The organism is Pseudoalteromonas sp. bablab_jr010, assembly GCF_016464105.1.
GTDB classification, from domain to species: Bacteria; Pseudomonadota; Gammaproteobacteria; order Enterobacterales; family Alteromonadaceae; genus Pseudoalteromonas; species Pseudoalteromonas simplex.
Map to the genome: position 1 here is coordinate 62,275 of NZ_JACDWV010000134.1, position 22,236 is coordinate 84,510.

A 22,236-nucleotide genomic window follows, 5' to 3' on the forward strand; every position below is an offset into this window, starting at 1 on the left:
TAGGGGCCATGTAAAGATGCAAGGTACGATCAGAAAATTAAAGTCGACACTGACCTCTCCTGTCGAATATCAATTACCTATCGGTGATGAGCTAGTTTTATTAAATGACTATATTGGTAAGCCGCTCTCGCTGACTTTCACCGGCAATATTTTTTGCTGTAACTGTGGTAAGAAAACCAAGAAAAGCTACTCTCAAGGCCACTGTTTTGTGTGTATGCGCAAACTGGCTAGTTGTGACATGTGTATCATGAAACCTGAAACGTGTCACTTTGATAAAGGCACCTGTCGTGAGCCACAGTGGGGTGAAGAAAACTGCATGATCCCGCATTACGTGTATTTAGCCAACACCTCTGGCCTAAAAGTAGGTATTACCCGCCATACTCAAATTCCTACACGCTGGATTGACCAAGGTGCGACGCAAGCTTTACCTATCTTCAAAGTACAAACCCGCCTTCAATCGGGTTTAGTTGAGGTTGCTTTAGCCGAGTTTATTGCTGATAAAACCAATTGGCGAAACATGCTAAAAGGCCAATCTGAAGCGATTGATTTAAAAGCTGCGGCAGCAGAGTTGATCCCACAAATTGATGCTAAGCTGAGTGAACTTGCAGAGCTATTTGGCGCAACAGCCATTGAAAAGCTCGATGAAGAGGTGGTCGAGCTAGACTACCCAGTAAGTGAATACCCAAGCAAGATCAGCTCTTTCAATTTTGATAAAGCACCAGAAGTATCGGGTATTTTAAAAGGCATTAAAGGCCAGTACTTAATTTTTGATACTGGCGTCATTAATATTCGTAAGTTCACTTCTTACGAAATTAGCCTAGCTTAGGCTCTTTTTTCGGTATTGAGATAAAAGTCATACCATTGTTGCTTCGCTATTGGGCGGCAAAAGTAATAGCCTTGAATGGTATCGCAGTTAAGTGAACGTAAGTAATTTAACTGCTCTACCTTCTCTACCCCTTCCGCGACAACATGAATACTCAAGCTTTTCGCCAGGCTAATAATCGCCGTGACAATTTCACTATTACCGTATTCATCTGGCACTTTTGCGATAAAGCTGGCATCAATTTTTAACGTATCAATTGGCAGTTTGGTTAAGTAGCTTAAAGCCGAATAGCCCGTGCCAAAGTCATCTAACGTTATATGCACGCCTAACTTTTTAAGCGCGAGTAACTCTTGCTTAGCCTCACTAAAGTGGCTGATAAAACAGCTTTCTGTAAGCTCTACTTCAAGCTTGTGTGGGTCTACATCGTAACGCTCGAGTAAGCGCTCTACATTTGATGCTAGTTGCCCCTGACGTAAGTGATTAGCCGAAATATTAATTGCTAAGCGCCCTGCTTCAATGCCTTGTTGCTGCCATTTTTCTAACTCTTTACAGGCCTGCTCGATGACCCATAAATCAAGCTTCACAATTAGGCCAAGCTCTTCAGCAAGAGGAATAAATTTAGCGGGTGATATCACCCCAAGATTTGGCTCATGCCAACGTAAGAGCGCCTCTACCCCTAAAATTTTGCCAGAATTTAACTGCTGCTTAGGCTGGAAATAAAGCTCAAACTCATCGCTTTCGATGGCGTTTTGTAATCGGCTCATCATAGCCAATCGCTCTAAAGAGCGTGCATTCATCGCAGGTTTGAATAATTGAAATGAATTACGCCCCACTTCTTTAGCACGGTACATAGCAATATCGGCATGCTTGAGCAACGTAGCGCTATCTACGCCATCATCAGGGAAAACTGCAGCGCCAATTGAGGCTGTAATTGCAACCACATGCTCGTTAATAGCAAGCGGCATACTCACTTGTTGTAATACTTGTTCGGCAAAGTTGAGCAGTGTTTCAACCCGATTTACTTCACATAACAGGACAAACTCATCGCCACCTAAGCGTGCAAGGGTATCCCCTTCAGGAAGAATTGATAAAATACGCTCTGCCACTTGCTGTAATAAGTTATCGCCAGCGTCATGCCCCAAACTGTCGTTCACCTCTTTAAAGCGGTCTAAGTCGATAAACATCACCGCTAATAGATCATGGTTTCGTTTGGCGCTGCTAAGAGCTATTGAGAGTCGGTCATGAAATAAGCGCCGATTAGGCAGGCCTGTCAGTTCATCGTAATAGGCGAGCTGGGCAATTTTTTCTTCTGCACGCTTGCGCTCTGTAATGTCGCTAAAAATTGCCGCATAAAGTACTTCATCAAAGTTAGGATCTTTAATCTGGATAATGGTGAGCCACTCAACAAACTCTTCACCACCTTTTTTGCAATTGCAGATCTCCCCCTGCCAGACCCCTTCGTATTCAATGGCATGCCACATCTTTTGATAAAACGAACGGCTATGTTTTGTAGAGCTTAAAATATTAGGGCGCTTTCCAATTACTTCATGCTCAGCAAAGCCGGTCAATTTAGTAAAAGCAGGGTTAACTTGAATAATCGTGCCGTCTTTACGGGTTAGCATTATGCCATCGAGTGAGGCATCAATAATTTTATTTGCCAAAAACAAGTTACGTTGTGACTTTTGCAAAGCAATATCACGCTGCTCAATTGCCCGCTCAAGCTCGCAGCAATAAGCTGACTCAATCTCAGTGATCAAATCAGCGAATGAAATTACCCCGCAAATTTCATCATCTCTGACCACCAAATGACGCACATTACGATCTGTCATAGTGCGATACGCATCAAATAAACTGCTTTCACAATCAATTTCAATGAGCGGGTAGCTGGCATATTGCCAACAAGGATTTAGCCACTCAGTTTGAATGATCAGCTCAACAATATCACGCTGAGTAATAATACCGTGCAGTTCAAGCTCTCGGTTATAAACCAGTACACTATCAAGGCGGCCTGCACGCATCAGTTGCACAACCTCTTCTATCGGTGTTTGCGCATCAACTATCTCTAGGTCAGTGCAATACTGTTCATGAATAGGTCGAAATTGTAGGTAGTGGTCCAAACCTTGGTTATGCACAATATCAGATAAGTTCAACATACCTGCAGGCTGATTCTCACTATCCATCACCAATAAATGACGAATGCCATGCTGTTGAAAACGCAGGGTTGCATCACTGACTGAGCATTGATTCGGCACTGTAATAACAGGCGCAGACATGACCTCGTGAATGGCAAGGTTCTTATAGAGCGGGCTGCTGATGTCAATTTTCAAACAATCAGCCTCAGTCCAAATACCAACAACAGACTGCTCATGCTTGATAAAAATCGCCGTTACATTGTGAACATGCATCAACCTCACCGCATCGACCAAAGGCGTATGCGCAGGACACGATACCAGCTTTTGCGAAAAAACATCACTCACCTTTTGATGTCGTCTTGGTTGATTCATAAGTAGACTTTCCTAGTTCTTACATGAATTGGCAATTATAATCATTTCAACCTCGGCAGCTTTGACACAGGACAATAAATGCACTCATCATTTCCTAAGATTATTTTTTCAGACCATGAATTAGCATTAGTAGAAGATGAAGCCGATATAGAAAGCTTTGTATATGGTTTGAGTGAAGAGCAGCAGCAAGAAGCTATCTTGCTTTTAACAACAGGGCTGTATGTCAACTTGCAGGGAGAAAGCGTGAAAGCGTTAACTGACGTTGAACTTGCGAATAGAGTGACAGAGTATCTAGCACAAGAAGGAGTGTGCTGCTTAAGTAAGGTTACTCGGCTTACATCAGCGCAAGCCTTTGCGATGCTGGTAGATTAAGGGGCATCCACCAGCGCTTTAATGTGCGCAACGGCACTGCGACCAAGGGCTGATAAAGCATAGCCCCCTTCAAGATAAGAGATAATCCCTTTGCAACCTTGCTGCTGACAAAATTCAGCTAATTGCGTGGTTAGCCATGCGTAATCGTCTTCAACAAACTTCAGGCTTGCCATGTCATCTTCAAGGTGAGCATCAAACCCGGCACTAATAAACAATAGTTCAGGTTTAAATTCATTGAGTTTTGGTAGCCACTGCTCAAGGTAAACAGCTTTTAAGTCATTACCATCACTGGCAATTGGCAGCGGTGAGTTCACTAACGTCGCGTTATTTTCAACGGCGGTATTTGGGTAAAACGGGTGTTGAAACAAAGAGCAAAACAACACAGTGTCATCATCTAAAAATATATCTTGTGTGCCGTTGCCGTGGTGTACATCAAAGTCCAAAATAGCGATGCGTTTTACACCTTTGCTTTGCGCGTACTTCACGGCAATGGCTAGGTTATTAAAAACGCAAAATCCTGCAGAGGTACTGCGGTTTGCATGATGCCCTGGCGGTCTAACAGAACAAAACGCGGCATCCAACTTATCAGCAAGGATTTCATCAACGGCGAGTAATCCAGCTCCAACGGCTCGTTCAATCGCTTTCATTGAATCAGGACACAACCAAGTGTCGCCGTCTAATTCAGCAAGTCCTTCATCTGGAATTGTTTGCTCTACATGGCTTACCAAAGGTTCATCATGAGCACGTAAAAAGTCGTCGCGGCTGGCTTTAGGAGCTTGTAAGTGAGTAATTGCTATATCAACACCACTTGCTAGCAAGCGGTCGGTGATCACATCTAAACGCGCAGGGCATTCGGGGTGATCCTCAATCATTTTATGTTTACGACAAAATGGATGTGAGATAACTGCCGTTCTCATAATACGCTCCTTGAATTATTTTCCCCCAGTATAACAAAGCCACCTAATGGTGGCTTTGCGACTTTGGTTTACTTTTTAGCGCGTAAATCTAAATTCCTAAAGTCAAAACTAAAGTCTGTCACCGCCGTTGAGACAGCGCGCATTTTTGCACTACTCACTCGGTTATCAGGGCTCATTTGAAACTCAATGTAAGCATCTGCTTCGAGTAACTTTTCATCCCACTTAACAATAAATGTATTGCCGGTGTAATGCTCAAGCTGACCTTTCAAACGCTTTGTATGAGTAAAATCAATACGTAGCTGGCCATTTAACTCTTCAATAACCACATCACCATACCAGTTATCATGCAGCGTGCCTGTATAGTTGATGTTTGGTAGTTTCGCTTGATAATCCGCAGGTGTTTCTGGTTTTGCGTTTTCGTAAGCTTCTTTTTTACCTTCAAAGTGCTTTTTAGCAAGATCTTCAACCCAGTCTTTATCTTCAAGATCTAATGCATCTTCGAGCACTTCATAGGTCACCGCAGAGAGCGCGCTGAATGCTTGCTGGTTACTCAGAATAACAATACCGAGGTTTTTCTCAGGTAATAAAGTCACTTGAGACACCATGCCTAAGATACCACCACCGTGGCCTAGCTTTTTAATGCCGTGGAAATCTTCAATGCTCCAGCCTAAACCATAGCCCCTAAATTGTTGGTGGTAAGCTTCATAAGCACTTTTTGATGCCATTGATGTAATATGCGGGTGCCACATTTGTTGCTGCTGCTTTTCAGTGAATAACTGCTGGCCATTTGGCATTTTGCCATGAGCAAGCTGCGTGCGTAGCCATTGGCTCATATCGCTCACGCTTGATGCAATCGCACCTGCGCCACGGAAATCTTCAAGGTAGTTCACAAAAAATGGATGAAGTTGGCCATCCATTGGAATATGACCCGTCGCCCAGTTTTTATTGCTACTAGGGATACGTGAAAAACCTGCGCGTGAGTTTTTCATATCAAGTGGCTGAAGAATATTTTTCTCGATGTAATCATTCCAGCTCATGCCTGAAACACGGGCTACTACCTCACCGGCTGTTACAAACATTAAGTTGTTATAGGCGTATTTACTACGAAAGCTACTCGCTGGTTTTAAGTATTTTAGCCCTGTGATAATTTCATCAACTGATTTGTCAGTATCTGGCCAAATCATTAAATCGCCTTGCCCTAAACCCAAACCGCTACGGTGGCTTAATAAATCGCGAATGGTCATTTCACGTGTTACATAAGGGTCATACAGACGAAACTCAGGAAGATGATCAATTACTTTGTCATCCCAGCTAAGCTTACCTTCATCAATTAATTTAGCTAACGCTGCTGCGGTAAATGCCTTGGTGTTTGACGCGATACCGAATAAAGTGTCTTTATTTACTTTTTTACCGGTATCAAGGTGAGATACACCAAAACCTTTTGCTAGCACGACTTGGTCATTTTCAACAATCGCCACTGCCATACCCGGCACATCAAAACGTGCCATTGACGTTTCGATTACTTTTTCAATTTTTTTAGTATCAATATCGGCATAACTGTAAAACGAACAGCTCGATAACAGCGCCGCGGCAACGGCTAATTTACGAAATATCATAATATCCCTTGGTGATTTTTATTGTTGTGAATAGCGAACTCTTTCGCTGCTCGGGTTTTATCTGGATCATCGCAACTTGGTCTTGCGAGTATTGCTTCACTGTAATGATTTGGTACACCTGCTTCAAGCGCTCCGCGATGAACATGCTGAAGATACCAGTCGAATGGCAATAATGACTCATCTAAGGTGTTGGCAATATAACAATGTGCTGCGAGTTGCTCACCATCGATGAGTTCAACGGTGATATCCACACAGTCATAACGCGGCCCTTCAATATCATCAAGAATCGACTTTTCAGCTTCGTTTAACTGATACACAACACCATATACCAAGGCATCTGCCTGATCTGTTTTGCGCACGCTACACTTTGCAGAGCCGTCGGTACTCACCATGTCAAACGTCAGCTCATAGCCCTTTAAAGTAGCTGTGCCTACCCGCTTTGCTTCAGGTAACCTTGCCAGCAATCTGCTCGATGACATATTTGAACCAAATGAAAAGTTATATAACGCCATACTTACCTCACACAACAACGCGAATAGCTAAGGCAATTAAGATCACACCAATGCCTCTATCAAACCAGTATCCGCTTTTTAAGAAAAATGCTCGCACTGATGCTTTTGATAACATCAATGATAAAAATGAAAACCACAGCCAAGTCGCCATTGCCATATACACGCCATAACCAGCCTGCACTACAACAGGTGTTTCAGGGCTTATTACAAGAGTAAACAACGACATAAAAAACAGTGTTGCTTTGGGATTAAGGGCATTGGTAAAAAAGCCGCGTCGAAATGCTTTATACACAGATTCAGGCTCAGCAGGAGCAAGGGTTTGCTGTTTACTATCGCTAGGTTTTGCGCTTCGTAAAGCTTGCACACCCAAGTAAGCCAAATAAGCCCCTGCAAGGTATTTTAAAGCCATGAATAAGCTAGGTGACTGGGATAAAATTAATGCCACACCTAATACACAATAAGCAATATGCAGCAAAATAGCCGCACCAACCCCTGCACTGGTCCAAAGTGCATTTTTACGACCCTGTTGAATACTTTGCTTTAGTACAATTGCAAAGTCAGGGCCTGGGCTTGCTACTGCAAAAAAGTGAGCAATGGCTATCAATAAAAACTCATCTAAATACTGCACTCAATATTACCCTACTGCTTGTTCATCTAATGCTAATAACAACGGATTTGCACTGTCACTCACCAATGCTTTAATTTGCTTTTGCGCTTTTTTATATTGGCTGCGTAAATGGGGCTTTAAAAACTTCTTCGACTGATTATCCCCTTTAAAATGCGTAACCAGCGCATGCATAAATAGCGTTTGTGGCTCAGTCAACGCCGCTTGGCGATTAGCATAAGGGTTATAACCGCAGCCGCAGCCTCCTTTAAATTGATACACCGTATTACTCATCATCACCCCAAAGCCTAAATAGCATGCCAACGCATCGCTCGCTTGCGGTAAGTACTCTTTACCACCGGGAGGTAAGACACCCACATGGTGAATCAAAATGGTTGCTAAGGTACCAGCAAAACTTGCCACTAAATCTTGCGGTTGATTGATTTGGTTCGGGTTAAACGAGATATTCACCGGATGATTTGCCGGCACAATTAAACTCGCCTCGCTACCGCGTAAATTGTCTTGAAATTCAAAGTGTGGAAACACCTGAGGTGTAAGCCCAGATGGCGCAACTAAGTTAATTGGCCACGCCTGCATCCCCGCATAATCAACAACTCGGCTAAATACTTTTTCAGCCATTTCACTGACGCTCGATACCCTATCCGGAAAGAACTGCCCGTTAGGTAAAATGATTTGTGTATGTTTTAAAAAATATTCACTATCAAAGTGTTCAACAGCCCATAAAAAGGTATCGATTAACCACTGCTGCTCTTGCTCATCAACAAGTGGGGCTGACTTAAATAACGCTAACATAAATTACTCTTGTGATTGTGCCCATTGCCATGCATCCGTATTGTATAGAGGCACAGTTGATAAAGCATGATGATGGCTACCGCTCGACTCTTTCGTTGAATAAGACAAATATAATAAAGTGCGTGTTGGCGCATCATAAATACGACGTACTTTTAACGATTTAAACAAAATACTTTTCGATGATTTAAATACCACTTCACCTGATTTACTGCGGTCAATTTGTTGTAATTGTTCAGCGGTTATAGGTCCTGTTTGACGACAAGCAATAGACATATCAGATGGATCAGCAAAATCAAGATTCGCTTCAATATGGCTGATGTGGCAAGTAACACCGCTTATAAGCGGGTCTTGTTGTGATACCACTTTAATATCTTTAGTCGTGAATAATCCTAAACTCACCGAAGCAGCGTCATCCGAGCAACCGCTCAACAAAATCAATGGCGCAGTAAGTGCAGCTAATTTTAGTAACTTCATCCTAGTGTTCCTTATTAAAAAGCGATAGTTGTCCGTTTACAACGATTTGCTTGCTATGTTTCAATACTATCTCAAAATATCTTCAACAACGAGCACCTAAACAATGAAAAAATCGCTTGGTTTACTGTGTTTAATGTTCTTAAGTAGTACCGCTCACGCTGGCTACTCTATTAGCGCTGGTTTCGGCAAAAACTTTACTAACTCGGTGCAAACCGAAGAAAACCTAAAAATTGAGCTTGAGGATGACAGCCATTTTACTGTCAGCCTAGATAGAACCCTTAATAATGCCCGCTATGGCTTCTTTTATTCAGCTACCAAACTCGACATGAAAGACCAAACCAACAAGCAAGTTGAAATGCAATACCTGCTATTTCAAAGTGCTATAGAAGTACCATTAGCAAATCGTATGGTAGGTTTTGTTGGCGCCCAAATTGGCGCAAATCATGTCAGCACTGACTTTGCCGACTCCGATACGTTTTTTACCACAGGTCTTTATGGTGGCGCCGAGTATTTATTTACTGATCAAGCACGGGTTTATATTGAAACTCGCTGGTTGGCAACTATTGTAAATAATGCAAGTAACGTATCATGCACATTACCAGCATCTGAAGACAGCCAATGTCTATGGCACTTTGATGGTGATGTATTAAACCAATTTCAAACAAACATCGGTTTTAGTTACCGCTTTTAAGGAAAACCCCATGCCGCACATTGTTATAGAACACTCAGAAGACTTGCCAATTCTGCCACAAGTGTTAGTTGAAAAAGTTCACCAAGCCGTTTTTGACTCAGGCTTATTTGATCTTTCGACCATAAAGACTCGTGCAATCGCTTATCAACATTACGAATTAGGTGAAGGTAAAGATGGCTTTATACACATCGGCGCATCAATTATGGCAGGAAGAACCGTAGAGCAAAAGCAGATGCTTAGTGAGCAATTATTAAATTGCTTAAGAACATACTGCCGCCGCTCGTATAGTCTAAGCGTTAATATTTATGATATGGATGCTGATATCTATCGTAAGTGCTAGCTTACTTTGGTAAATAAGCTGCGGGTAAACGCTTGATTTCTATCTCAGGCGATAGATACGCAGTGTAAACCAACCAACGTTCATCGGGTATGTAGGTCAGACCCGATGAACGGCTATAAGCGCGCTCAGGCAAAGCAATTAAATCATGATGTTGTTTACTAGCTAAGTCATAGTAGCTAATACGATAATCACCTCGGCGCTCTTTATAATAATAAATACGCCCTTCATGATACGCGTTTTTTGCTACTCGTAACCACGCATATTTGCGCGCCAACTTAACATCGTTCACCAGCATTTCTTCAACACCCGTATCATGATGTTTAATCCAAATAGCATGGCGCGAATTGGTAAATAAAATATCGCCCGATTGTGTTTCAACGCCATACTGTGCTGGCATTTCAACAGCTTTTCCTTGGTTTTTTCCTGATAAATCATAACGGTAAAGATAGTCACCATCAGAGACTAAAAAATGCTGACTATCAGCACTAAACTTAGGTTTAGCAGCATAGCTAAATGGCAGTTCGATTTGTTGGCTTTGTTCTACTTTGAAATCATAAAAATATAAACGAGCGCTGCCGTTATCGTTCAATGAAAACAAGATATAACGTCCATCGGCTGACCAGGTCGGGTCACGGATCTCAGCGGTACTATGTGAAATATTAGTAAGCTGTTTTCGCGAGCTACTATCGGGGTTTACAATCCAAAGCTGCGAACTGCCTGACTCATTCGACACATACAGCAGTTTATTCTGTTGCTGATTATACTCGGGAAAGAGCGAGCTAAAGTTAGTCGACAACATAGAAAATGGCGAGCTTGCCACCTGTTCGTCTATTTTCAGTCGCGTGATCACCTTATCTAAATCCCATTGATGATAATAAACACTCCCATCGCCACTGAAGTTAGGTGAACTCATACCAGCAATTTGCGTGTTGATTAAGGTTTTATTCTTAATATCATAAAAATAGCCATAACGCTTACCGCCCTCTACCGCACTAAACGCTAATTGCTCTTTAGACGGATGCCAATCTACACCATGAATATCAACAAAATCATGAGTTAGCCGTTGGCTTTGCCCTGTTTTTACATCTATTAAAAACAACGCTTTTTGGTTGTTTTTAACATTACGAGTAACCACAACTCGCTGTGCATCGGGCGAAAACGACACTGACTCATACACAGTTTCGCAGTCATCATTACAAGGAATAACTGTTTCTTTTGTTTGTTTTTCCTGTAACCCAAGTAGCTTGATACGAGTCACCCTGTTGCCTGACTGCCCAGTGTGATCTGCAATGTAGGCTAGAGTTTTGCCATCACTACTGATATCAAGATCTGCTGCATAGCTATTACTGCACTCGCCAAGTACAACACTGGTGGCATTCACCAAAGACAGTTTTACAATTTCACAAACATCTGACGCCATTCGGTAATAGTATAAAGTATTTGAGTCTGGGCTAAACACAGAGCGTCCTTCGGTAAAAGGTGAGTCTGTTAATTGCTTGGCTGGGTGTTCAGGAAAATGTAAATCGCGTAAATAGAGGTTATTTTGTTTACCAAGTTGTCGCCATGAATACACCAAATAGTGTTGATCATCTGAAATTGAAGGATAAATCTCACGACCAGGGCTTGCCGTCACACTTTCGATGCTATTAAGTGGCAACACAAAGCTTGAATTGATTTGCTCTGAGGGCGATGAGAACAACCAATATATTCCCACTAGGCTTATTAAACAAAAAGCCACAAACAACTGCCTTATTTGTACTGCTGTGATACTAAAGCCCTCGGTTTTTACTTCATCGGCTGTAGCTATTGGTTCAGGCTTTAACAGTACCCGGTAACCCGTTTTACGTAATGTCTCTATATAAGTTTGTTCTGGGTCGAGTTCTTTAAATGTTTTTCGTAAATGCCAAATAGCATTCGTTAACGCTTTTTCCCCAACATAAAAATTACCTTCCCACACATGGTTAATAAGATCTTCACGGGTGATAGGTTCAGGGTAGCGCCCAACTAAACAGCCTAATAGCTCAATAAATTTAGGCTGCAAAAGCTGTTCACTGCCATTGCATATCAGTTTATTTTCGAGCGGGTTAACAACACATGGGCCCAGCTGATAAGCGCGATTAGATGTTTCCATTAACTCTAAATAAAACCTCATTTTAGATAAACAGCAGTGTAAGCCCCTACCAATCTAACGTAAAAGCCAAGTATTAACCAGTCTAGAATTGCAATTTAATTAACAATAAGAATTTTCCTAACACACTGTTTTTAAATGAATAGATATTCAATAGATATAAAATAGAGACATAAACGAGCAACCTAAGATTGTAGTTAAGTTCACATTTCTATAATTATTTTAACGTCAATACCGACCAACCAGAGTGTTGTTCGCTGTAAATTTTAACTGCCCTTAAAAAGAGCATCACTCTGGTTCTAAAAACTAAAAATATAACAACTAGGAACGCCTGTGAGAAATCTACTAACCAAACCTTGTGCCATTGCACTTGCCGTTGCCAGTGGTTTTAGTCAACATGCTTTTGCAGATGAGGCTGAAATAGCTCGCACTGCCAATACCACCCCAACAGCTAATGAGCAAACTGAAGAACCTGAAAAAATTGTCGTGACAGGTTCACGAATAAAGCGTGATAGTTTTTCCATTTCAACCCCCTTAGTAACGATGGATCGTGACGCTATTTCCGATACAGGATTAAGCAACTTATCAGATATTTTAGTTGATAACATGCCAGCTCTTAGCGAGAGCATCGGTAACACCACCAGCCAATCAAGCGTTTCAACTACCGGTCTATCAACAGTTGAACTACGTAACTTAGGCCCTAATCGCACCTTAACGCTGATCGATGGCCGTCGTGTAGTTTCTAATAGCTACAGCGGCAACTATGTCAGTTTAAATACTATTCCGAGCGGCATGGTTGATCGCGTTGAAATAATAAGCGGCGGTGCATCTGCAACTTATGGTGCCGATGCTGTGGCCGGTGTTGTTAATATCATCACTCAATCAAAAAAAGAAGGGTTTGATTTTAAAGCTAAAACTGGCGAGTCAACTGAAGGAGGCAGTAAAGAGTTTAGCCTCGACTTAAACTATGGTACGTCATTCGATGATGGTCGCGGCTATGCTTATTTCAGTTCAAACTGGGACCGTGATTTCGGTATGACTTTTTACGACCGTAAACGCGCACAAATAGAAGATAGCTACGATTACGATAAAGATCGCATGTGTAATGTAATGCAAACAGCAGATGGCGATCAATGTATGCGCGACATCACGCAAGCTGATTGGGTGAGTAAAAGTGATGGTCTTTCTGGTGGTGTGTTTTTAGAAAATGGCAAAAACGACACACAGTTCTGGTACGACGGACAAACCCTGCGTGATGATTGGAAAGGTAATGAAGAAATTTATGGTATCAATTCAAATCAGTATGTAATGCTTGATGTACCAAGCGATAACTTCTCTACTGCAGTTAAAATTGATTATGACCTTACTGACAATGTGATGTTTTACGCGCAAGTGCAATACAGTGACAGTGATTCGTTCAATCATAAATCACCAGAAGACGAATATGAGGGTGCCACAGCACCGCAGTTTGATCCGGCTACAGGTGAGCCTTTAGGGCTTGTAAAACCGGGTTATATTCCAATTGACAATCCGTATGTTCCACAAGAAATTCTTGATGCAAACCCATACAAAGACCGTATTTATTGGGATCGTCGCTTTCATGAGGTTGGTAACATCACTACTGACAATAGTCGAAAAACTATTCGCAGCTGGGCTGGCCTTCAAGGCACTCTATTTAATGACGAGTGGGACTGGGATTTTTCAGTCAGCTATGGTCGATTTAAACAACATCAAGTACGGAGCAATGAATTAAATACAGTTAGACTTAATCAAGCTTTACAAGCTGAAGAGTTAGCTGATGGCACAATTCAGTGTACTGATGAAGCGGCTCGCGCAGAAGGCTGTGTAGCAATTAACTTATTTGGTGAAGGCTCTATTACCGAAGAGATGGCCGCTTGGATCCGTAGCAACCCAATTATTGATACCGAGATAAAACAATATGGTGCGGTAGGCTACATTACTGGTGACCTGTTTGAGCTCCCTGCAGGGCCAGTTGCAGCTGTGTTTGGTGGTGAATACCGCAAAGATAGCCAAGACCTCAAAACCAGTGATGATATAAAAGCAGGCGGTATTACTTTTAATTATGTGCCTACTTTTTATGGTGAAGTTGATGTATATGAAGCTTTTGCTGAGCTTGCACTCCCGCTTTTAAGGGATGCAACATTTGCAAAGTCACTTGATACAGACCTATCTTTACGTGTAGCTAACTACAGTATGAATAATGTCGGGACTGTTGCCAGTTATAAATTAGGCGTAATGTGGGAAATTACTAACGGCTATGCTTTTAGAGCTAACTATGCCCGTGCTCAACGTGCCCCAACTATTACAGAATTATTATCACCACCACGCGGCGACTATGACAGCTATGATGATATCTGTGATGGTCTAACAGCTACATCAACTGACGCAGGGCATGATAACTGCCGCAAAGAGCCAACACTTGCAGCCCTAATTGCAGAAGATCCTAACTTTGAATTTGATGATGATAACAACCGTTATTCACCGGGTGTGGGTAATAAAGAGCTCAAAGAAGAAACCGCTGATACCTATACTTTCGGTGTGAGTATTGCCCCTCAGTTTATCCCTGATTTTAATCTTGCGATTGATTTTTATGACATATCTGTCTCTGATGCTATCTCTGAATTAAGTAATGATAATATTCAACGAGAGTGTTATGACTCAGGTACACAATGGGGTGAAAATAATTCTTTTTGTAATGATATTACCCGTAATGATGAAGGTAATATCATTGAAATAGTACAACGTAAATACAACCTCGATGAGCTAACTGCACGTGGTTATGATGTTTCAGCTCAGTATGAATATGATTTACAACGTTTAGGTCAGTTGGCATTTAAACTTGACTACAATCATGTCATCGAGAACTCGCAAACATACCAAAGCCCTGATGGCGGTAAAGTGACTACACATTATGCGGGCTATGGCGAAAGTAAAGATAAAGCTTCAATGTCTTTAACTTGGCGAAAAGATGAGTTACGGATCCGTTGGCGCACTAAATACTTAGGCTCATTTAAAGCAAGCCAAAGTAGAGAAGAAGAATACTTAGGCTACTTAGCAGATAATGATGAACGCTGCGCAGAAGGAAGCGATGAATGCGTTACGAACCCTGAAAAACTAGCTTTTCAAGATTACGGCTCATACCTAAGACATGATTTGTCAGTTTCTTATAAATTAGAACTGTCTAACAAAAGTGATTTACGTTTATTTGGTGGTGTGAATAACCTTTTTGATAATAAAGGGGACTTTTACCCATCAGGCCGCGGTAATTATTATTCAAAATACGGTGGTGGCAAGGGGCGCTATGCATACATAGGTGTATCATACAGCTTCTAGCCTCAGCGCTCGAAAATAAGAAGCACGCCTCAGTGGCGTGTTTCTTTATCAATGCCAGCTTTGCATCTCAACTAATCGAGACTCGGTCCTCGCATATTCAAATGCCAGTTTTTGTCCTTGATATAAATCGCTAATGCCCACCTCGGCCGAAATCACCAATAATCGGCTGCGATCATAAAACTCATCAACCAAAGCAATAAAGCGCCGCGCTTCATCATCTAAAAAGTGTTCTTGTAAATCCTGCTTTTCTCGCTGGTAGCTATCTTCAATACCATGCACAATTTGTTTGCCTGTGGCTCCGCGCCCCATTACTGGCACATTGAGTAAATAAACACGCTGAAAACGCTCTGCCAAATCAATATAATCCGCGGTACTTCTAGGTCCTGAGCAAAGCGCCATAAAATCAAACATAATGGCGTCTTGAGCTTGCATTACACAGCTAAGCTCGCGGTGGCAAACCTCTATCGTTGTTTGCCTTTGTATTACTTGCTCTTGCTTTAAAAAGCGCTCTGTTAGCGCCTCTTTGTTATTAATAAAATAATGTGCGGTTTGTTTGCCAAAGCGAAAGCGATGATCTGTGTCGCCTTCAACACTTAAAACATGGCAATGCTCATTTAATAAATCGATAGTGGGTAAAAATCGTGCTCGCTGTAAACCATTACGATATAACTGCTCCGGTTGGCAGTTTGACGTTGCCACTAACACTACTTGCTGCTCAAACAAGGCTTTGAATAAGCCACCTAAGATCATGGCATCACCAATATCAGACACAAAAAACTCATCAAAACAAATCAAGCGAATGTGCTCTGCCCACTCTTTAGCAATCACCGTCAGCGGATTTTTTTGCCCTTGCAGCTGAGTTAAGCGCTCATGCACTTGCTTCATAAAATGATGAAAGTGCAAACGCTGCTTAGCGTCAATATTAACAAGCTTGAAAAACACGTCCATTAACATGGATTTACCACGCCCTACTGGACCATACAAATAAACCCCTTTTATTGGCTTAGCGCTTTGCCACCAATGGCTTGGTGCAGCCAATTCTGTGGCTAGATTATCAAGAGCATTTATCGCTATGCGCTGGGCACGGTCTTCTTGCAAATCACCTTTGGCTATTTGCGCTTGGTAATGCTGTAATATTTGTCCTTGGTGTACTGTCATAGGTAACTAGTATCCGCTATACTCGCCGCCATTGTAGCCGACTAAAAATGTGATCCCAATGAAATTTCCATGCCGTTTAGATAAATTTATTAGCCATATTGCCGAGTTACCTCGAAGCAAAACCAAAGCAGGTATCAAACGTAAATACGCCACTGTTAATGGCGAGGTGATCACCTCATTTGATTATTCAATCAACCAAGATGACGACGTGCGCTGGCAAGGCGAGCCGCTGGTGTTTTTAGGCAAACGCTACTTCATGCTCCATAAACCAGCGGGCTATGTGTGTGCCAACAAAGATGACCTTCACCCAACTGTATTCGACTTACTTGATGAACCAAACATGAGCGACTTTCATGTTGCAGGCCGTTTAGATATCGACACCACAGGGTTAGTGATCATCACCAATGACGGCGACTGGTCACACAAAATTACTGCACCAAAGCATAACAAATTCAAAACCTATTTAGTTGAAACTCAAGAGCCTATTGATGAAGAAGCCATTGCAGCATTAGAGCAAGGGGTGCAATTACACAACGAAAAAGAACTAACCCGCCCTGCTATTGTTGAAAAGCTTGCAAGCTACAGCTTACGCCTTTCAATTTGCGAAGGTAAATACCATCAAGTTAAACGAATGCTTGCAGCTGTAGGTAATAAAGTTGTTGAATTACATCGTGAAAAAATAGCTGGCATCACCCTCGATGAAAGCCTTGCAAGCGGTGAATATCGTGCCCTGACAGAAGCCGAACTGAAGCTCTAAATAGGTACTTGAGTAAAAATCATGATAACGCTGTCATTTTTCCTTAATAAAACCAGACAAACGTGGTAGAAGTTAACAGGGGAAATAATAAAGGAGGCTGACTGTGTTATCAGGATTAGCTTTAAAAACAAAAATCACCTTATTTGCTATCGCTATGTTTATTGCGTTATCGGCGATAGCATTACTTGGCTTACAATCTTTACGCCATGCCAGCGAAAGCGACAACATCGCGCGTATCAACCAGCTCATGAAGAGCACCACCAATATTGTTGAGCAATTTGAGTTGATGGTTAAAAGCAATCAACTCGAAGAAGCACAAGCAAAGAAGCTCGCGATTCAGGTACTTCGAGAAAATAAATACCACGACTCAGAATATGTGTATGTCGTCGACAACAACTTAGATTTTGTCGCCACTCCGCACGACCCAGAACTACACGGCACCAGCTTTAACGATTTTAAAGATGCCAGCGGCAACAGTATCGGCCGTATGGTCGAAAATCTCGTGGGTAACACGACCAATAAAATCATCACCTATCACTGGGATTCAGTGCGAGATGGTGAAACCGTTGATCTAACTTCTGTAGTACAAAAAACACCGCTGTTTGGCTGGTATGTTGGTACTGGTATTAGCGCCAAAGAAGTTGATGAACGTTATTGGAATACTGCAAAGTGGCTGCTGGGCTTATCTATGCTTATTGCCATTGCGCTGACCTTTGCCATTGCCCGCTTTGGTTCATCGCTCACTAATGCCTTGGGCGGCGAAATTGATGAAGTAATTGGTATTGTTAAGAATGTCTCTCGTGGCAACTTAAACTCACATATTCGCCAAGATACCCCACCTGAAAGCATTATTGCAGCCATGCATTATATGCAGCAAGGGTTACGCGGCGTTGTTGGTGGCATTAAAGGTGTTACAGATAGCTTAAAAAATCAAAGTGTTGATAACGAGTCTCGCTCTGTTGAGCTCGACAAACTCACTCGTAGCCTAAACGAAGAAACTCAAATGGTAGCTTCAGCTATTACCGAGTTAACAGCCTCAGCACAAACCGTTGTAGAACATGCTGAGCAAGCCGCTTACTCAGTGCAAGAAGCTGAGCAACAAGGTCAAAGTGCCAGCCACTTAACCAGCGAGGCTGCTGATACCATCGCGCTTTTAGAGCAGCAAATTGACAGCGCTGGCAATAACATTCAAGTGCTTGATGATGAAGTAAATAACATCGCAAATGTACTGAGTGTTATTCAAGGTATTGCCGAACAAACTAACTTACTTGCGCTTAATGCGGCAATAGAAGCTGCCCGTGCAGGTGAGCAAGGACGAGGTTTTGCTGTGGTTGCTGATGAAGTTCGTGGGCTTGCCCAACGCACACAGACCAGCACTGAAGAAATCCGCAATATGATTGGCAAACTACAAGCTGCAACCCTAGATGCCAAGTCATCTGTTTCGCTCAGTATGAGTACCAGTGAACAAACCGTAGAAAAATCGACTAAAGCCAATGAAGAACTAAAACGCGTTGCCAGCTCACTCAGCGCAATCGCGCAAATGAGCCATCAGATAGCTATTGCTGCAAAAGAGCAGCTTGATGCTGGTGAAGACACCGCCAAGCGCATCGTAACTATCTCAGACACGGCTTCACAAACGGCTAATGTATCTAATCAGGCTCATACAGCAACCGATTTGATCAAAGGCCTTACTAGCGATTTAGAAACTGAAACCGCTAAGTTTAGCTAATTCAAACAAGTAAAAACGAAAAAGCCCAGCAACTGCTGGGCTTTTTCGTTTTAAGTTCGTATTAAGACTTTATTTGTACCAAATCAAAATCGGCCATCCCCGGCACCATTTGTTGTAATCGTGACTCAGTGACATCTAATGAGTTCAAACACTCACAGTATTCTGAGGCTTTCATCTCTAATTGCTCTGCTTTCTTTTGTAGTGATTTATCAATTTCTTTTGAGATGATATCCATACGCTGCCCCATATCATTGATACGGTCTTCGATGTTACCTTCGCGCGATTTAAAGGCATCACCTAGCGAAACTAAAATAGCGCCAAGTGAACCGTGAACTGCAGAGTGAATTTTTTGGCTGATTTCTTTGGTAAAAAAGTCATCGATTTTCGACAGCGACTGCGGAGCAATAAAGAAAAAGTCATCGCCACGCTTAAATTTATCCATTAGTGCACGCTCAACATATTGCAGTTGAGTTTTTAGCACTTCAGGCTCTTTGTCTGACATGCCCTCAACAACTTGCTCGATAGCACTTAAGCCAAGGTTTACACCATCGGTCGCTAAGTCAACAAGTTCAGGGACGGTTTGCCTAATACCCCGACTGAATTGCTCCACAACTTGGCTTTCTTCTGGGCTTAAATCAACCCAATAACCACGTATAAACAATTGGTTATCGTTGTTGATTTGTACGCGAGTTTGACCTTTATCAACTATACGAATGACATCATCAGTGATGATCAAGCCATGGCTTAGCTCTACATCGCATTGTTTTTTTTCTAGGGTTGCGTAACTGGAAAAGCTAGAGAATGTAATGGCCGCTGCTAACAACGAGCGAGAAAAAAACGCCATATACACCTCAAAAAGACAAAAAAGGAAGGCCGCTAGATTAGCAAATATCCAATTTTATGCAAGTAAAACGCCTAGCTATGCTAGGCGTCTTAAAAGAAAGGTGAGTTAAATTGGCGAACCCGGTGGCATTGGCAACACTTTAAAGTTTGCAGGCCATTCACCGCTTTCTAAAAAGTGACTGATTTGCTCGCTTAAATATTGCTTAAATGCACTGTTGCCAACGGATACACTGCCTAGCATTGATTCTTGCTGGTAACTCTTTGCAAGTTTAGCTAAGTAGTAACGAAGCTGAGCTTGTACTTCGGGTGCCACCTCATTGCTAGCGACTAAGTCGGCAAATTGTTTCGCCGTTAAAAGCTGCACACGTTGGCTAATTTTACCTGCCATCCCTGAGGCAGTTTTTTGTTCGAAAACTTGCTGATAAGTTTGTGCTAATAACGCATCTAAACCATAAAATGCATCGCTTCGTGCTTGCTGCTGCGCTAAACGGTTAATGCGTTGGCTATTAAAAAGTAAGCTCAAGCTATGTGCTGCAGCAACCTCAGGCAGTGCCATCGCATCGAGCGTTAGTCCTGTGCGACCAACAATGCTCTCCCGTGATTTTGATTCACCATACGCTTTTGGTGGAATAAGCGCTAATACCGACTCAGGCAAAACAAGGTTCTCAGCTTTTAATGTCGCAAGTACGGCATCCACTGCCGCTTGCTGTGTTTGCTTTGCCACAACCTGTGCCCCTTTTGGTTGTGAACTATCACGAACTTCGTACTCGTAATTTACACCGGCAATTAATTTAACCGCCGCTTCAACTTGATAGCGGTGGAACAAATAAAGTGGCACCAGCATTTCTTCTAGTTGTGATAAAGCAGTGCCCGTTTTGATGTTTTCGATACCAAAGCTCGTCAGCGCTTGTTTACGAACATCTAGTACCCGCATAAGCTCATCACTCGGTGAACTGCCGTTATCCCATAAATGCCCAGTTGGGTGAGCGCCCCCTTGAGCGCGGGCATCACTGTCTGAGATAAACTCCAACCCTTTGCTTTTGTTCTCGGCTAAAATAGCAGCCAATTGCTGTGCTTCATCTTGATTAGTGAAATCGCTATAACCATATTTAATAACTTGGGTATCCCACACGCCCATGCCAGCAGCATAGCCTCGGCTTACATCTAATTTACCTTGCTCATCAAAGCTCAGTAGTGGGTGTGGATAATCCATTACAGAGGCTCTGTCTGCCACTGACGCTGCAAAGTTATGCGAAATACCTAAAGTATGTCCAACTTCATGTGCGCTTAATTGACGTATACGATCAAGTGCCATAGCTTGTAAACGCTTAGCTGCTTCATTGCCTTCAAAATAGGGAGCTGCTAATGCTTCTGCAATTAGGATATCTTGACGAACACGCAGTGACCCGAGTGTCACATGACCTTTGATAATTTCGCCTGTTCGAGGGTCTATCACTGAGCTGCCATATGACCAACCACGCGTTGCACGGTGCACCCATTGAATTACGTTGTAGCGTATATCCATAGGGTCGGCATCATCAGGGAGCACTTTGACAATAAATGCGTTCTTATAACCTGCTGCATTAAAGGCATCATTCCACCATTTAGCACCATCAAGTAACGCTGTTTTAACTGGCTCTGGTACACCCGGATCTAAGTAATAAACAATCGGCTCAACGGGCTCGCTGATTGGCAGGCTCGGATCTTTTTTTGCTAAACGATGACGCGGGATGTAACGCACATACATAGACTCATCCAGCGCTGCCGCATAATCTTTGTGTTCAATGCTCCAAAAACCTGCTTGAGGGTGGAACTTGCGCGGGGTGTAGTTATCATCAGGTAATTCAATTAATGAGTGATGCATATGTACTGTCAGCGCATAAGGGTCTGCGCTCACTTGGCGTACATACTTTCCTGGGTTATTACCATGAAAAGTAAGCACGGCTTCTAATTCTGTATTTTTTTCAAATGCTTTTGAGCGTGCTAAATAAACCGCACTGCGGTTGCTATCTAGATTAAAACTTCCCTGCCCAGTTGCCGATAAACGACGGCTTACACCATGAACATCGCTTAATAAATAAGGGGTGTAATCCACAAGTACCGCAGTATCTGATTGAGCTACAACACTAAAACCCGCTAAAATACTTGATGCGAACGCCTCTTTAATACTTTGTTGTTCCGCAAGGTTATTAGTATTAGCGCGGTAATATGTATTGATGGCTCTTAGCATTACCTTATCGCCAAAACGCTCAAACTGTACTAAATGTGTGTCACCTAACTGACCGCGATCTAAGCCAATATCATTTGAACCAACACCGTAAGGTAGGCTTTGTTGTAGTAAAAATTGTTGCTCGAGTTTATCCACTTCAAGATACAATTTGCCGTTTTCTGTGTCGTAGTAAAATGAAAAATAGCCTGAAAAATGAGTCATTTTTTCAGTAAAATCATTTATAGACTTAATTGCTGCGTGTGCTTGAGTTATCATAGTAAGTAGCACAGCTAAGAGCAGATATCGTAGTAATGGTATTTTTTGCATAATCTTATCTTTGTTATTCGCGTTTTAAATACTGTATAGGTATTAAGCAGTATAAAGTACCGTTT

At 42.3% G+C, this 22,236-nt stretch carries 18 protein-coding genes; 7 read left to right on the forward strand and 11 right to left on the reverse strand.

The annotated features are described in order from the left end of the window. Positions 1-16 precede the first annotated feature (16 nt). Positions 17-826: a DUF2797 domain-containing protein gene (locus tag JIG37_RS12195; protein WP_138601699.1), complete on the forward strand. Its 810-nt coding sequence runs from the start codon at positions 17-19 to the stop codon at positions 824-826. Here JIG37_RS12195 and JIG37_RS12200 read toward each other — a convergent pair. Next, positions 823-3,327, reverse strand: coding sequence for an EAL domain-containing protein (locus JIG37_RS12200; RefSeq protein WP_199529466.1), 2,505 nt, complete (start codon positions 3,325-3,327; stop codon positions 823-825). The genes JIG37_RS12195 and JIG37_RS12200 overlap by 4 nt on opposite strands. Before the next feature lie 78 nt (positions 3,328-3,405). Between JIG37_RS12200 and JIG37_RS12205 the strand changes: the two genes are divergently transcribed. Then, entirely contained in the window at positions 3,406-3,699 is a 294-nt protein-coding gene (locus JIG37_RS12205; RefSeq protein ID WP_138601703.1) for a hypothetical protein, read from the forward strand. Here JIG37_RS12205 and JIG37_RS12210 read toward each other — a convergent pair. The 6 genes from JIG37_RS12210 to JIG37_RS12235 all read right to left on the reverse strand — a co-directional run bounded on the left by JIG37_RS12210 (position 3,696) and on the right by JIG37_RS12235 (position 8,635). Next, positions 3,696-4,616 carry a histone deacetylase family protein gene (locus tag JIG37_RS12210; RefSeq protein ID WP_138601705.1) on the reverse strand — a complete coding sequence of 307 codons (921 nt, stop codon included), beginning with the start codon at positions 4,614-4,616 and terminating at the stop codon, positions 3,696-3,698. The genes JIG37_RS12205 and JIG37_RS12210 overlap by 4 nt on opposite strands. A gap of 68 nt (positions 4,617-4,684) precedes the next feature. Then, positions 4,685-6,232 (reverse strand): serine hydrolase, encoded by a 1,548-nt coding sequence (locus JIG37_RS12215; protein WP_199529467.1) that lies wholly within the window; start codon positions 6,230-6,232, stop codon positions 4,685-4,687. Further along, complete coding sequence (locus JIG37_RS12220; RefSeq protein WP_199529468.1) at positions 6,229-6,744, reverse strand: gamma-glutamylcyclotransferase family protein; 516 nt, start codon at positions 6,742-6,744, stop codon at positions 6,229-6,231. The genes JIG37_RS12215 and JIG37_RS12220 overlap by 4 nt, the downstream gene beginning before the upstream one ends. A 7-nt stretch (positions 6,745-6,751) precedes the next feature. Further along, the gene (locus tag JIG37_RS12225; RefSeq protein WP_138601711.1) at positions 6,752-7,372 is read right to left on the reverse strand and encodes a LysE family transporter; all 621 of its coding nucleotides are present in this window, start codon (positions 7,370-7,372) and stop codon (positions 6,752-6,754) included. Between the two features lie 6 nt (positions 7,373-7,378). Further along, positions 7,379-8,161: a hypothetical protein gene (locus JIG37_RS12230; protein ID WP_054551028.1), complete on the reverse strand. Its 783-nt coding sequence runs from the start codon at positions 8,159-8,161 to the stop codon at positions 7,379-7,381. Between the two features lie 3 nt (positions 8,162-8,164). After that, entirely contained in the window at positions 8,165-8,635 is a 471-nt protein-coding gene (locus JIG37_RS12235) for a CreA family protein (protein WP_054551027.1), read from the reverse strand. Positions 8,636-8,738: 103 nt separating this feature from the next. Here JIG37_RS12235 and JIG37_RS12240 point away from each other — a divergent pair, with 103 nt between their 5' ends. After that, positions 8,739-9,326: an outer membrane beta-barrel protein gene (locus JIG37_RS12240; protein ID WP_054551026.1), complete on the forward strand. Its 588-nt coding sequence runs from the start codon at positions 8,739-8,741 to the stop codon at positions 9,324-9,326. A gap of 10 nt (positions 9,327-9,336) precedes the next feature. Further along, the gene (locus tag JIG37_RS12245) at positions 9,337-9,666 is read left to right on the forward strand and encodes a 5-carboxymethyl-2-hydroxymuconate Delta-isomerase (protein WP_054551025.1); all 330 of its coding nucleotides are present in this window, start codon (positions 9,337-9,339) and stop codon (positions 9,664-9,666) included. A 1-nt stretch (position 9,667) separates the two neighbouring features. Here JIG37_RS12245 and JIG37_RS12250 read toward each other — a convergent pair whose 3' ends face one another. Next, positions 9,668-11,797: a winged helix-turn-helix domain-containing protein gene (locus tag JIG37_RS12250; protein ID WP_199529469.1), complete on the reverse strand. Its 2,130-nt coding sequence runs from the start codon at positions 11,795-11,797 to the stop codon at positions 9,668-9,670. Between the two features lie 330 nt (positions 11,798-12,127). Here JIG37_RS12250 and JIG37_RS12255 point away from each other — a divergent pair, with 330 nt between their 5' ends. Beyond that, a complete protein-coding gene (locus JIG37_RS12255) occupies positions 12,128-15,148 on the forward strand; it encodes a TonB-dependent receptor (RefSeq protein ID WP_199529470.1) in 3,021 nt (1,006 codons plus the stop codon). A 48-nt stretch (positions 15,149-15,196) separates the two neighbouring features. Here JIG37_RS12255 and zapE read toward each other — a convergent pair whose 3' ends face one another. Next, complete coding sequence (zapE, locus tag JIG37_RS12260) at positions 15,197-16,306, reverse strand: cell division protein ZapE (protein WP_199529471.1); 1,110 nt, start codon at positions 16,304-16,306, stop codon at positions 15,197-15,199. Positions 16,307-16,364: 58 nt separating this feature from the next. Between zapE and rsuA the strand changes: the two genes are divergently transcribed. After that, on the forward strand, positions 16,365-17,063 hold the full coding sequence (rsuA, locus tag JIG37_RS12265) for a 16S rRNA pseudouridine(516) synthase RsuA (protein ID WP_166340498.1): 699 nt from the start codon (positions 16,365-16,367) through the stop codon (positions 17,061-17,063). Between the two features lie 154 nt (positions 17,064-17,217). Next, positions 17,218-18,792: a methyl-accepting chemotaxis protein gene (locus JIG37_RS12270; protein ID WP_166340614.1), complete on the forward strand. Its 1,575-nt coding sequence runs from the start codon at positions 17,218-17,220 to the stop codon at positions 18,790-18,792. 61 nt (positions 18,793-18,853) lie between these two features. On the opposite strand, the gene JIG37_RS12275 is transcribed toward JIG37_RS12270, so the two are convergent. Continuing rightward, positions 18,854-19,636: a YggN family protein gene (locus JIG37_RS12275; RefSeq protein WP_166340496.1), complete on the reverse strand. Its 783-nt coding sequence runs from the start codon at positions 19,634-19,636 to the stop codon at positions 18,854-18,856. Between the two features lie 105 nt (positions 19,637-19,741). Further along, positions 19,742-22,171: a zinc-dependent metalloprotease gene (locus JIG37_RS12280; protein ID WP_199529472.1), complete on the reverse strand. Its 2,430-nt coding sequence runs from the start codon at positions 22,169-22,171 to the stop codon at positions 19,742-19,744. Positions 22,172-22,236 lie beyond the last annotated feature (65 nt).

Excerpts from the sequence above, each read along its gene's own strand:
- JIG37_RS12240 (WP_054551026.1), top strand. The coding sequence starts at position 8,739 with ATGAAAAAATCGCTTGGTTTACTGTGTTTAATGTTCTTAAGTAGTACC.
- JIG37_RS12280 (WP_199529472.1), bottom strand. The coding sequence starts at position 22,171 with ATGCAAAAAATACCATTACTACGATATCTGCTCTTAGCTGTGCTACTT.
- JIG37_RS12200 (WP_199529466.1), bottom strand. The coding sequence starts at position 3,327 with ATGAATCAACCAAGACGACATCAAAAGGTGAGTGATGTTTTTTCGCAA.
- JIG37_RS12215 (WP_199529467.1), bottom strand. The coding sequence starts at position 6,232 with ATGATATTTCGTAAATTAGCCGTTGCCGCGGCGCTGTTATCGAGCTGT.
- JIG37_RS12230 (WP_054551028.1), bottom strand. The coding sequence starts at position 8,161 with ATGTTAGCGTTATTTAAGTCAGCCCCACTTGTTGATGAGCAAGAGCAG.
- JIG37_RS12235 (WP_054551027.1), bottom strand. The coding sequence starts at position 8,635 with ATGAAGTTACTAAAATTAGCTGCACTTACTGCGCCATTGATTTTGTTG.
- JIG37_RS12205 (WP_138601703.1), top strand. The coding sequence starts at position 3,406 with ATGCACTCATCATTTCCTAAGATTATTTTTTCAGACCATGAATTAGCA.
- JIG37_RS12250 (WP_199529469.1), bottom strand. The coding sequence starts at position 11,797 with ATGGAAACATCTAATCGCGCTTATCAGCTGGGCCCATGTGTTGTTAAC.
- JIG37_RS12220 (WP_199529468.1), bottom strand. The coding sequence starts at position 6,744 with ATGGCGTTATATAACTTTTCATTTGGTTCAAATATGTCATCGAGCAGA.
- JIG37_RS12245 (WP_054551025.1), top strand. The coding sequence starts at position 9,337 with ATGCCGCACATTGTTATAGAACACTCAGAAGACTTGCCAATTCTGCCA.
- rsuA (WP_166340498.1), top strand. The coding sequence starts at position 16,365 with ATGAAATTTCCATGCCGTTTAGATAAATTTATTAGCCATATTGCCGAG.
- JIG37_RS12195 (WP_138601699.1), top strand. The coding sequence starts at position 17 with ATGCAAGGTACGATCAGAAAATTAAAGTCGACACTGACCTCTCCTGTC.
- JIG37_RS12210 (WP_138601705.1), bottom strand. The coding sequence starts at position 4,616 with ATGAGAACGGCAGTTATCTCACATCCATTTTGTCGTAAACATAAAATG.
- JIG37_RS12270 (WP_166340614.1), top strand. The coding sequence starts at position 17,218 with ATGTTTATTGCGTTATCGGCGATAGCATTACTTGGCTTACAATCTTTA.
- zapE (WP_199529471.1), bottom strand. The coding sequence starts at position 16,306 with ATGACAGTACACCAAGGACAAATATTACAGCATTACCAAGCGCAAATA.
- JIG37_RS12275 (WP_166340496.1), bottom strand. The coding sequence starts at position 19,636 with ATGGCGTTTTTTTCTCGCTCGTTGTTAGCAGCGGCCATTACATTCTCT.